Source organism: Rossellomorea sedimentorum, from assembly GCF_046237645.1.
Lineage (GTDB): Bacteria > Bacillota > Bacilli > Bacillales > Bacillaceae_B > Rossellomorea > Rossellomorea sedimentorum.
Map to the genome: position 1 here is coordinate 2,643,565 of NZ_CP143546.1, position 11,256 is coordinate 2,654,820.

The 11,256-nt window shown below is 41.4% G+C and carries 13 protein-coding genes; 2 read left to right on the forward strand and 11 right to left on the reverse strand.

Annotated features, from left to right (window positions below):
* The first annotated feature begins 115 nt into the window (after window positions 1-115).
* Together V1502_RS13110 and trhA are read left to right on the forward strand one after the other, a co-directional pair.
* The gene (locus tag V1502_RS13110) at window positions 116-337 is read left to right on the forward strand and encodes a hypothetical protein (protein ID WP_409251093.1); all 222 of its coding nucleotides are present in this window, start codon (window positions 116-118) and stop codon (window positions 335-337) included.
* 134 nt (window positions 338-471) lie between these two features.
* Window positions 472-1,104 carry a PAQR family membrane homeostasis protein TrhA gene (gene trhA, locus V1502_RS13115; protein ID WP_409251094.1) on the forward strand — a complete coding sequence of 211 codons (633 nt, stop codon included), beginning with the start codon at window positions 472-474 and terminating at the stop codon, window positions 1,102-1,104.
* A 75-nt stretch (window positions 1,105-1,179) separates the two neighbouring features.
* Here trhA and V1502_RS13120 read toward each other — a convergent pair whose 3' ends face one another.
* The 11 genes from V1502_RS13120 to V1502_RS13170 form a co-directional block, all read right to left on the reverse strand.
* On the reverse strand, window positions 1,180-1,500 hold the full coding sequence (locus V1502_RS13120; protein ID WP_409251095.1) for a DUF3243 domain-containing protein: 321 nt from the start codon (window positions 1,498-1,500) through the stop codon (window positions 1,180-1,182).
* 122 nt (window positions 1,501-1,622) lie between these two features.
* The gene (locus V1502_RS13125; RefSeq protein WP_409251096.1) at window positions 1,623-2,348 is read right to left on the reverse strand and encodes a lysophospholipid acyltransferase family protein; all 726 of its coding nucleotides are present in this window, start codon (window positions 2,346-2,348) and stop codon (window positions 1,623-1,625) included.
* Between the two features lie 291 nt (window positions 2,349-2,639).
* Window positions 2,640-3,128 (reverse strand): dihydrofolate reductase, encoded by a 489-nt coding sequence (locus V1502_RS13130; protein WP_409251097.1) that lies wholly within the window; start codon window positions 3,126-3,128, stop codon window positions 2,640-2,642.
* Window positions 3,125-3,919, reverse strand: coding sequence for a thymidylate synthase (locus tag V1502_RS13135; RefSeq protein ID WP_409251098.1), 795 nt, complete (start codon window positions 3,917-3,919; stop codon window positions 3,125-3,127). The genes V1502_RS13130 and V1502_RS13135 overlap by 4 nt, the downstream gene beginning before the upstream one ends.
* Before the next feature lie 12 nt (window positions 3,920-3,931).
* Window positions 3,932-4,633 (reverse strand): anthrax toxin lethal factor-related metalloendopeptidase, encoded by a 702-nt coding sequence (locus V1502_RS13140; protein ID WP_409251099.1) that lies wholly within the window; start codon window positions 4,631-4,633, stop codon window positions 3,932-3,934.
* A 404-nt stretch (window positions 4,634-5,037) separates the two neighbouring features.
* Entirely contained in the window at window positions 5,038-5,631 is a 594-nt protein-coding gene (locus tag V1502_RS13145) for a YpjP family protein (RefSeq protein WP_409251100.1), read from the reverse strand.
* 273 nt (window positions 5,632-5,904) lie between these two features.
* Complete coding sequence (locus tag V1502_RS13150; protein WP_409251101.1) at window positions 5,905-6,684, reverse strand: class I SAM-dependent methyltransferase; 780 nt, start codon at window positions 6,682-6,684, stop codon at window positions 5,905-5,907.
* A 160-nt stretch (window positions 6,685-6,844) separates the two neighbouring features.
* Window positions 6,845-7,282, reverse strand: coding sequence for a BrxA/BrxB family bacilliredoxin (locus tag V1502_RS13155; RefSeq protein ID WP_409251102.1), 438 nt, complete (start codon window positions 7,280-7,282; stop codon window positions 6,845-6,847).
* Window positions 7,283-7,401: 119 nt separating this feature from the next.
* Window positions 7,402-8,526 carry a conserved virulence factor C family protein gene (locus V1502_RS13160; protein WP_409251103.1) on the reverse strand — a complete coding sequence of 375 codons (1,125 nt, stop codon included), beginning with the start codon at window positions 8,524-8,526 and terminating at the stop codon, window positions 7,402-7,404.
* Between the two features lie 78 nt (window positions 8,527-8,604).
* Complete coding sequence (locus tag V1502_RS13165) at window positions 8,605-10,497, reverse strand: ABC-F family ATP-binding cassette domain-containing protein (RefSeq protein WP_409251104.1); 1,893 nt, start codon at window positions 10,495-10,497, stop codon at window positions 8,605-8,607.
* Complete coding sequence (locus V1502_RS13170) at window positions 10,494-11,141, reverse strand: HD domain-containing protein (RefSeq protein ID WP_409251105.1); 648 nt, start codon at window positions 11,139-11,141, stop codon at window positions 10,494-10,496. The genes V1502_RS13165 and V1502_RS13170 overlap by 4 nt, the downstream gene beginning before the upstream one ends.
* Between the last annotated feature and the right edge of the window lie 115 nt (window positions 11,142-11,256).

Below are 11,256 nucleotides of genomic sequence, written 5' to 3' on the forward strand. Positions count from 1 at the left end.
TCCGATCGCCTTCCTCTCAATTTTCCGTGTTGGGTCCTTTGTATGGAATTTATTTTATAACATATATTATATAAGACTTTTATGAGCTTACCTAATCAAAGGGAGGTTATGATAGATGGATTATGAACTGCAAGCCATAGACAGTGAAATACCCGTCGTTGTTACAATCGACCATGATAATGGAGTGTATACTATCCGTAAGAGCGACACAAGCGGGGAGGTATTCAACTCGGCTGAAGAACTTTCCTGGTGGTACAGGACAAACATGCCCCCTGAAAATTTCACCTCTCCTGCTGAATATAAAAAATCCCTTCAATGGATAAACCACATGACGTGAGGGAACGAACCTATTTTACGTCCATCCTTCTGACCTCAATAATGGATTATACATAGATTAATAAATCTATAATTTGCGATAAATCAACCGGCATATTATGATGAGAAAAGGAAAGAAAAAGGAGGTACCTTCGGTTGGCCTTTGATTATACAAATTGGAAAGAAGAAATAGCGAACGCCATTACTCATGGAATCGGATTTCTCTTAAGTATTCCCGCTCTCGTCATGCTGATTTTGGCTGCAGTTGAAAAAGGGACTGCCTGGCATATTGTAAGTTACACAATATTTGGTGTTTCCATGCTGCTCCTTTACTTATTTTCAACAATGCTTCATAGCTGCAGACCATCCAAATTAAAAAGATTATTTGCCATTCTTGATCACTCGGCGATTTATCTGCTGATAGCTGGAACCTATACACCATTCATGCTAGTCAGTTTTCGTACACCCCTCGGCTGGACGATATTCGGGATCATTTGGGGATTAGCCATTGCCGGCATTGTATTCAAATGTTATTTTGTCGATAAGTATCAGATTATATCAACCCTTGTATACTTGGTTATGGGATGGCTGATTATTATAGCCATTAAGCCATTATATGAAATACTGAGTCCTGAAGGCTTTTCACTACTGTTGATGGGCGGAATATTCTATTCCATTGGAGCTGTTTTTTATGTATGGAACAAGCTGCCTTTCAATCACGCCATTTGGCATGTATTTGTGTTAGCCGGTAGCTCGTTTATGTATTTTTGCGTATTGTTTTACGTTTAGGTCTTTCTTAGGAAAAGAAAGACCCTGGAGGACAGCCAGCGCTTTCCTTCAGGGTCTTTTTCTATCCAGTCTGCATTAGGATACTAGTTTTACCAGCATGTGTGCAAGCATGTGCTGCTCTTCTTTATTACCAGCTTTCCATAGTTCATATAACAGTTTTTCTTCACGGTTTTTTGGTTCTTCGTGGTTTGCAAGGTAATCTCCGACTTTTTGAGCTGCTCTAGCTTTCTGCTCTTCATTTAATCCAAGCTTATCGGCTTTCTCTACCTTATCACCCAGGTAATCTGTGAACCTATCGAAGCTGGACAGAATGTCTTCTTTTTTATCCTCAGACATATTAGATAGACGATCTTCTACTTTGTTACCCATTTTGCTATCATTTGTATTGTGTTCCATTCTCTCTCATCTCCTTTATGATTGTTCGTTACAATGTCTATATTCCCCGTTGTACTTTGAGTAAACCACAAGGAGCATACAGAAAGAAAATAATCCAAAAGAATGAGAGTTTTTTGTTCAAACTAAGAAGCTTCTTTCGTGCTGCAATTCATAATCATTCCTTGTACAAAATCCGCCATTTCCTTAGGGGTCATGTTCTTGTAATCCCCCTGCATAACAGGCGGCAATATGGTGATTTCTACTGAAGCAGGCTTTAACCCCTTCTTATTATTTTCAAAAATGTCTGCTGTCCCACGAATATAGATTGGCACAACTGGGACTCCTGCTTCCAAAGCTATCCTGAAAGCTCCTGTTTTAAACGGATTGATACCCTGTCCTTTATTTCTGGTGCCTTCCGGAAAAACCACAAGTGAATGGCCATTTTCCAACTTGGTAATGCACTCTTTTAAAGACTGAATGGATTGCCTTTTATTTTTTCGGTCTATAAAAACACAGTTTAAGATATCCATCCAATGACTTATGACAGGAAGTTTCTTGACTTCAATTTTAGACATGAACCCAAATGGTTTTTCGATATAGCCTAGTAACACAGGTATATCAAAGTCACCCTCATGATTGGAAACAAACAGGACAGGCCCTTTTGGGATATTACACGCTCCATGGATGTTAACTGTTGTCCCTGTTCTGATTATAATTCCTTTTGCCCAGCGCTTCGCCATGGCATGCCTGATGGTATCAAGTTCAGAAACAGGCCGATCATTGCTGAGCTGTTTCATTCTGATTAAATTCGGAATGCTATAAAGTAGATATGAAACCATAAAGAATAAAACGTATGCGAAACGTATCATGCTGTAACCCCTTTCAATGATTCCTCACTACTATTATAACTTTTCCTCTTCAAAAATGGCTGTATTATTTGCTAAAAACTGCTCAATGAACAATAGAGTCAGAGCTATATCGCAGGCGCACCGATCCCCCCGGAAGGTTATTTAATTGGTGGGGCTGAAATACTTAGTCTCGTGTGCGGAAGCTAAACGTTAATCACAAAACTAATAATTATCCTCCTAGATAAATTCTGATACCAAAAAACCCAAAGAAAAAGCCGGCAGATCACCAAGGTGATGCCGGCACTCCTACAATCATGTTATTTTCACATAAACCTCAAACACATAGTGATAAGGGTTTTGTTCATTTTGAATTCCCTGTTTTGTGGATAACAGCTTATATTCATCCCAATTCAGCTCAGGAAAATACGTATCGCCTTCAAAGCTTTCGTAAATTCTCGTCACATACAGCTTGTCAGCATAAGGGATAAATTTCTGGAATATTTCTGCGCCTCCGGTTACCATGACCTCGACTTCCTTATCCTCTGCATAATGAAGCACCTCTTCAATTTCATGGTAAACAATGCAGCCTTCTGCTTCATAAGAGACATCTCTTGTGAGAATGATATTCTCCCGTCCTGGCAGCGGTTTTCCAATCGATTCAAACGTTTTTCGGCCCATCACAATCGGGTGGCCCATGGTAGTTTCCTTAAAGAATTTCAAATCCTCTGGCAGCCTCCATGGAAGCTTGTTTTCATAACCGATAACTCCGTTTTCATCCATTGCCCATACAAATGAAATCATACACTTACCACTCCTTTGATATGCGGGTGCGGATCATAATCTTCCAGAGTAAAATCTTCATAGCTGTAGCTGAAGATATCCTTTACGTCCTTGTTAATACGGATAGAAGGAAGTGAACGCGGCTCTCTTGATAATTGAAGTTTCACCTGTTCAAGGTGATTTTGATAAATGTGTACATCACCAAATGTATGCACAAATTCTCCAGGTTCCAAATCACAGACATTTGCAATCATCATCGTTAATAATGCATAGGAAGCAATATTGAACGGCACTCCCAGGAACACATCTGCAGAGCGCTGATACAGCTGGCAGGATAACTTGCCGTCAGCAACATAGAACTGGAACAAACAATGACATGGAGGAAGTGCCATTTTATCAATTTCACCTACATTCCATGCGTTTACAATCAATCGTCTTGAATCAGGATTTTTCTTGATGTTTTCAATCAACTCAGTAATCTGGTCGATGGTTTCACCGCCAGCTCCTTCCCAAGATCGCCATTGTTTACCGTAAACCGGTCCTAGGTCACCTGTCTCATCTGCCCATTCGTTCCAAATTCGGACACCATTATCCTGCAGGTATTTGACGTTTGTATCCCCATTAAGGAACCAGAGGAGTTCATGGATGATCGACTTTAAATGTAATTTTTTTGTCGTGAGCATAGGGAATCCTTTGCTTAAATCAAATCTCATTTGATAACCAAAAGTGCTGATTGTACCGGTTCCAGTACGGTCCCCTTTTTCTGTACCATTTTCCAATACATGTTTACAAAGCTCGAGATATTGTTTCATTTTATACCCCTTTTACATAGATTCCAATCCTTCAAAAAATTGGTGAGTGGCAGGTGCCTTTTCTTTTAACTTTTTGTTTGTTTTAAGGTTGAGATAATACATGGCAAAAGTCTCTGCAAAGTATTCTTCCTGGTAATCCAGGAAATAATCTTCTTCCGGAAAGAGGATGTGGGCTTCCTGTCTCCAGATTGCAGTGAATTTCATTTTATAGTAGATGTCATTCAGTACATAACGGTCTATGCTGTGTGCAAGTTCATGAAGCTCCAGGTTGACTGAGCCATGTCCGGCACCCTTTTCGCTATGTCCAATCTTAACTAACACGAGATGAGAGCCCCCAATGCCGGGAACTTCATCCCACGTTCTTTCTGTATTAGTGTACCCTCTCGGAGTGACACCTTTCAAGTGTTGAGTCGTAGGGAAATTCGTTAATTCATCTTGAAACAGACGGACCTTTATTCCACTAGCTTTGACATGGTGGAGAAGGCCTGTCGGCAAATGGTCAAGCCTGTAGATGATTTGCCTGGCTTCGTCCTCATCAAAAGATTCCCGAGGCAAAAGGATAATTTCTTCGAGAATGTCTGAATGTAATGTAAGGTCTTTATTTATCGGGGCATTTTCAAGCAGTAATCCAGGATAGTTGGCTGAGGTATTTTGCAAAATAAAAAAGACTCCCGCAAAGATCGCGGTGACGAGTAATGAAATTTTCGGATACATTTACACTGTCACCCTTTCTAATACCAGAATCTGAGTTAGATAGAATCATTTCAACTATGAACCTAGTATAACATATATTACAATAATATTATTCTGTAAGATTTTTGAAAAATTCAATTAATCAGCTTATTAAAAAGAGTCTAGGGAATATTTTACTATAGTTTCATTTGCCTTTAACCATAAGGCTCACTTCAAAACTTTGTTGCTATTTAATATAAGTTCATGAGATAGTGCGATAATTCACATAAATTTTCCTGGTAAACAAGAGTGAAAAGAGCTAATCACCTTTCAGTTAGATAAATCTTTGTTTCCGAGGGAAAAAACTCTCAGATAGCAACAATCTATAGAAATACAGCCAACCATAAAAAAAACAAGGGCAAAATTCGCCCTTGTTTTCTAGTATTTCAAGAAACACTGTTCCATTGCGGAGGTACATTCTTATCCCAGTAGATATCCCCCAGGCTGTGGTGCTCCTGGAAATTATCATGTCTGGTATGATAGTGGAAGTTAAAATAGTAGCCGTCCAATGGAGGATGATCCCTTCTGACGTGGAAGCGGATTATGTCTTCACCGCTGCGCTCATCATAAATGTGAAAAATCTTCTCACTCTTTGCGTATGCAGGGACCTCTGAAATCGTCAGGTGGGAAAGCTCATCTTCGGGAAACTGCATTGCCGTTTCCTCAATCGCAACCTGAATCTTTGGCAGGATGATGGACTGAAATTCATTTTCAATCACCGGTTTGATCTTGCTGCCAAACTTAATGTACGCCTGGTTCTCTGCCTCAGAAATCATTTTTTGAATAAATACTTCATGATCGACTACTTGCTCTTCAACAGCTTCGGTAACCTCTGGGTGAGTATGTATGCTTGATGGTGCTTTGCTATTTGATTTATTTAAGCTCTCATTTTCATTTAAAAATGCCTGCGAAGGTGTAACCAGCCCAAACGTTAAGATGGACACCAGAACGACGAATGTTTTTCTCATCCAGTTAGACACGGAGATTCTTCCTTTCTATGTATATCTATTTCCATTATACATATATAGACGGATGAAAGGTTAAAAAGGTTTCGAAAATTTTATGAAGGATATTAATTGAGGAATATGGTACTATATTAAAAGAACTTGTATTAGAGGAGGAGTATCATGAACGTCGATATAATGGTAAGTATCGGTTTCTTGCTTTTGCTGTTTTATTTTATTTCCCTTGCTATTACTGATTAAGCAAAATATTGCAATCGAAAACGGGGTCCCGCATATACCGGGAGCCCGTTATTCATTTACTTCTATTGAACCATACTGAAATTTCGCTGACGGCCGCCTTTCCACTTTAAAGCCCAGCTTCTCGAACATGGGTGAATCATAGTGTTCCTTCAAGACCACTCTATGCTTCGCCACCCGTTTCGCCTCTTCTATTATTTCTTCATCAAGCGGATTGTAATATGCCCACTTCCGCAATGGATTGATCCCCGCCGAAGTTTCAAGTGGGTCTCCGAACATAGGGTCAAAATAGACAACGTCCATACTGTCATTCTCAGCTGATTTTAAAAAGTCCAGCGCTGTAGAATGGACGGCCTCAATTCTCCCCATAGCTTCATCCATTTCCTTGACGCCTGAATCCCATTTTTTCAAACCCTCTTTTATTATGAAGAAAACAGCCTTGCTTGCTTCTATGCCTATCACCTTGCCTGCCGGTCCGACCGCATGGCTTGCAATAATACTGTCGGAAGCCATTCCCATCGTACAATCCAGAAGTCTCATGCCCGTTTTTAACCCTGTAGTTTGAATAAAGGGATCCTCTTCACCCTTTAATATCCGTTTGATCCTGAAGGAAGCAGAATTTGGATGAAAGAAAAAAGGCTCATCCGAATCTGCCGAAAATAACTCCAGCCGTTCTTTCCCGACCACCAGAATATCCTCTGAGTACCTCTCCCTTAACCCTTTTACGGTTCTTTTTTCTCTGTGGATGTAAGGCAGTTCGAGTTGCTCAGATATCCCTTTTGCCTTTTCAATCATTTCGTTATTTGTCCTGCCTGCTGTTGTAACTAACAAACTGGTACCTCCCATCGTACTAAAACGCCCGTTTCGCAAACAGTGTTGCTTTTTGACTTTCTTTACCTAAATAAGTATCACATTCTTGTCAAAAAAGTTATAAACATCACAGAAAATCCAGGGAGGCAGTACTGTCCTGCCTCCCTGGATACTCTAATTGCTATTGCTTAGTCTTTTGGAGTCCCGTGTAAATTTCAGCCATGATTTCTTCAATCGAATGGTCTTCAATGCTTTCTCTCGGAATGAAGTGAATAACTTCTTTCCCCTTCATAATTGCCATTGATGGAGAGGACGGTTCGAAACCTTCAAAGTATTCGCGCATTCTGGCAGTTGCTTCCCGGTCCTGTCCTGCAAAAACAGTAAGAAGCTGATCAGGCTGTATTTCACTGTTCAAAACCGCCTGCGTAGCTGCAGGTCTTGCCAATCCGGCAGCACAGCCGCATACAGAGTTGACGACTACAAGAGACACTCCTTCAGCGTTTTCCATAGTTTGTTCCACTTCTTCTTCCGTTAACAACTCCTTGAAACCGGCTTGTGTCAGTTCCGCTCTCATCGGTTTCACTACTTGTTTCATATATTCTTCGTATGCCATTGACATGGTCATTCATCTCCTTTATCAGTTTGTCTAGACTTTGATTCAAAACCCGATTTTCATATCATATCTTAAATAGATTTCCGCTCCATTTGCATGACTCCGCGGAGCGGGCGGTGAACTACCTACTGCTTTCTTGCCTCAGTCATCTGCTTCCAGACAGACCCTTTGGCTTCCTCTCCGCCTTCAATTCTTTCTATCGCCATTTTCACTTGAAGTTTCACTTCAAACTCAAGATCATCTTCGGCTTCCTTTAAAGCAGGCAGTACACTTTCATCCCCTTCTTCATAGAGGAACATTGCAGCACGCCAACGCACGAGTTTATTTTTATCCTGAAGAGCAGCTGCCATTTCATTCATAGCCTCTTTAAAGCCGAGGTCGGACAGACAATCTCCTGCGGTTCTTCTGACTGTTACCGTTTTGTCCTTTAGCCCTTTATATAATAGCGGCAGAACCTTTTTGTCCTCGATCATCCCGATATAAACAATGGCAAGCCTGCGAATGGATGCCTTCTCGTCATCCAGTGCCTTTTCCAGAAGAGGGAGGTCTTCAATTTCGGGATCTTTCATGCTTTCGAGCAGCTGATACCTTGTTTCCCAATCAGGTGCATCAAACTCTTCCAAGCTAACCTTCCTGCCGGCTTTTGCCGGCTTCTCTTCCGTGTCTTCGGGATTCTGTGCTTTTTTAACCAGAGAATTGATCCTTTCCTGAGGATAGGCTGCAACAAGCTCTTCTATAACGCTTTCCCCGATTTCTTCTAACTCTCCGTAACGTACTCCCTGGTCCTTCCATTTTCGGAGGAGAACAACATTATCGCCGTCCATTTGAGCTTGCCCCACTGCTTTCACGAAATTTTCCGGCAAAGAAAAACGTTTCTCTTCAGAATCTGTCGCCAGCTTTACTTGCATTGGAATGCCTTTGAATTCCTGAACACTCACTGTCACTTCACCGAAATGTTCATCTGCAACTACAGCCGCTCCTTCAACCTCTGTCTCTTCTCCAAATGCTTTCCTGACGCGCGGAAGGAGCTCCTGCCAATCGAACTTAGCATTTCTTTCAACAGCAAGGAAATCAGCTACATGATAAACACCTTTTATTCCTTCGATTTCAAGGATATCCCTTATGCGTTTAGGTGCTGTTTCCGCATCTTCTTTTTTGTAGTTATTACTTTTACCGCCAGCCATTTCTTCATCTAAGATGATTTTCATTGTGTTCGGACTTGGCGTTGGTTCGATCGATTTAATTCTCATAGAATCTTGACCCCTTTCTATATCCCGTCATACTGCCTTCATTTTAACATAGTCAAAGTTCTAATCTAATCAATGTGCTTAATTCTCTGCAATCTCTGCAAGATAAGACCAGCGTTCAATCAACGTTTCCAATAAAGCATTATATTCTTCAATCTGCTCCATTAACTTTTGTGCTCTTTCAAAATCGCTTCCGACTTTTTCAAGCTCTGACTGTGCCGTTTCAAGCTTCTGCTCTGTCTCCGCGATTCTTTCATCGATCGTTTCCCATTCTCTTTTCTCATTGTAATTCATTCGCTTTTTCTTTTCGGAAGGAGCAGATGCTGCTGGCGCCTGCTTTTCGACTGATTTCTTTATTTTAATATCAGTTGTTTCCTCTGCTTTTTGTGCAAGGTACTCTGAGTATTCACCTAAATACGTGCCAATATGACCTTCTCCTTCAAACACAAGCAGCTGGACAGCCGTTTTATCAAGGAAGTAACGATCATGGGAAACCGTGATAACCACTCCTGAAAATTCAGAAATGTAATCTTCAAGTACTGTCAGTGTCTCCGTATCAAGGTCATTGGTTGGCTCATCCAATAATAGAACGTTCGGCTTTGTCATCAGCAGTTTTAATAAGAAGAGCCTTCTCTTTTCACCACCAGAAAGCTTTCTAATAAGAGTCCCATGAGTGTTCGTAGGGAACAAGAAACGTTCGAGCATGGTTGCGGCAGAGATCTGGTCGCCGCTGTCAGTTGTAATGACATTAGCGGATTCCCTGATATACTCAATCATCCTCTTACTTTCATCCATTTCTTCATGTCCTTGTGTGTAGTAAGCAATCTTGACAGTCTGTCCCTGGTTCAACTCCCCTGAATCAAGATGATCTTGACCTGCCAGGATATTCAAAAACGTGGACTTTCCGCTTCCATTTCTGCCGACAATACCAATCCTATCACCAGGCTTTATCAGGTAATTGAATTGATCAAGTATTATTTGCCCCGGATAGCTCTTGGAGGCATCAATAAATTCAAAAACCTGTTTTCCGAGACGGCTGCCAGACAGTGACATTTCTATTCCATCAGTAGAAGAAGAGGAAGGCATATTGTCTTCAAGGTCTTCAAAACGCTGAATTCTCGCCTTTTGTTTAGTGGTCCGTGCTTTGGCCCCTCGTCTCATCCATGCAAGTTCCCTGCGATATAAATTCTTTTGCTTTTCAGCCATCTGCTTTTCCTGCTCATTTCTTTCTGCTTTCGCTTCTATGAAAGCCTGGTAGTTTCCCTTATAGGCATAAAGATTCCCACCGTCGAGCTCGAAGATTCTATTAGTGACACGATCAAGAAAATACCTGTCATGAGTGACGAGCAGGACAGCTCCCTGATATTTTGACAGATAGTCTTCCAGCCATTTTATTGATTGATAATCCAGATGGTTGGTAGGTTCATCGAGGATCAGCAGGTCCGGTGTTTCAATCAATACCTGGGCGAGAGCTACTCGTTTTTTCTGCCCGCCGGAAAGTTCGCCTACTTTCTTTGAAAATTGAGAGATGCCCAACTTTGTCAAGATCGCCTTGGCATTCGCATTGGCATCCCAAGCATTCAACACTTCCATCTGCCGTTGAGTTGTAAATAGTTTTTCCTGATTTCGTTCGTTCTCAGGATCCGCTTCAAGCTGGAGCAGTGCTGTTTCATATTCACGCATAGTTTTAATGACTGCCGCATCACTCTGAAAAACCTGGCTGATCACTGTTAGATCAGGATTCAGCTCAGGCTCCTGAGACAGGTAGGAAATGACATAATCACCCGGTTTGGTTATATCTCCCCTGTCTGCATCATCCAGCCCAGCTATGATTTTGAGCAGACTGGATTTCCCTGTCCCATTGACCCCGATCAGGCCGGCCCGTTCTTTATCAGTTATTGTAAAACCTATATCCTTGAATAGGGTCTTTTCACCATAGGACTTTGTAACATTTTCAACTGTTAACATTCTCATTGTTGACCATTCCATTCTGTATAAAATTGCTTTAAAAATAATTCCATGAACTCATGCCGTTCCTTTGCGAGTTCCTTTCCCGTGTCTGTACACATAAGATCTTTCAGGATTAACAACTTTTCATAAAAGTGATGTATAGTAGATGTATTCCCGCTCCGGTATTCTTCCAAGGACATGTTAGTCCTGACCGGAAGTTGCGGGTCATAGATCAGATTGCCTTTTGTACCACCATAGGCAAAAGTCCTGGCAATGCCAATGGCGCCCATGGCATCAAGCCTGTCGGCATCTCTTACCGCCCTGGCCTCCAAGGAATCAAGTTCGGCTTCATTCCCTCCACGGAAGGAAATCCTCTTTACAATCTCCATGATGATACCTTTTTCTTCATTATGTAATTCCAGCTTATTTACTATCCTATGTAACTTATCCTGTCCTTTGCTTTCACTCTCATTTAACTTACCATCCGCAACATCATGCAGGAGCGCCGCTGCCTCAATTCTTTCTAAATGAGAACTGCCTTCTTTCCGGCCTATGTATAACGCTAGCTTCCGTACTCTGTCTATGTGATGCCAGTCGTGCCCGCTTGAATCATTGGAGTGGACCTGTTTGACTAACTTCTCAATAAGTTTGATGTTTGCTGACTTCATCGGCCTGCACCCCCTGTATCAATTTTAACAGAAAAAGTTGAGAGTGCTTGATTTCTGTTTATAACATAAGTTGAGGCTTATAATACTCTATGTGGAGGCGGATGGCAGGACTGTA

Excerpts from the sequence above, each read along its gene's own strand:
- V1502_RS13170 (WP_409251105.1), bottom strand. The coding sequence starts at position 11,141 with ATGAAGTCAGCAAACATCAAACTTATTGAGAAGTTAGTCAAACAGGTC.
- V1502_RS13125 (WP_409251096.1), bottom strand. The coding sequence starts at position 2,348 with ATGATACGTTTCGCATACGTTTTATTCTTTATGGTTTCATATCTACTT.
- V1502_RS13155 (WP_409251102.1), bottom strand. The coding sequence starts at position 7,282 with ATGTCAATGGCATACGAAGAATATATGAAACAAGTAGTGAAACCGATG.
- V1502_RS13165 (WP_409251104.1), bottom strand. The coding sequence starts at position 10,497 with ATGAGAATGTTAACAGTTGAAAATGTTACAAAGTCCTATGGTGAAAAG.
- V1502_RS13130 (WP_409251097.1), bottom strand. The coding sequence starts at position 3,128 with ATGATTTCATTTGTATGGGCAATGGATGAAAACGGAGTTATCGGTTAT.
- V1502_RS13120 (WP_409251095.1), bottom strand. The coding sequence starts at position 1,500 with ATGGAACACAATACAAATGATAGCAAAATGGGTAACAAAGTAGAAGAT.
- V1502_RS13160 (WP_409251103.1), bottom strand. The coding sequence starts at position 8,526 with ATGAGAATTAAATCGATCGAACCAACGCCAAGTCCGAACACAATGAAA.
- V1502_RS13140 (WP_409251099.1), bottom strand. The coding sequence starts at position 4,633 with ATGTATCCGAAAATTTCATTACTCGTCACCGCGATCTTTGCGGGAGTC.
- V1502_RS13135 (WP_409251098.1), bottom strand. The coding sequence starts at position 3,919 with ATGAAACAATATCTCGAGCTTTGTAAACATGTATTGGAAAATGGTACA.
- V1502_RS13110 (WP_409251093.1), top strand. The coding sequence starts at position 116 with ATGGATTATGAACTGCAAGCCATAGACAGTGAAATACCCGTCGTTGTT.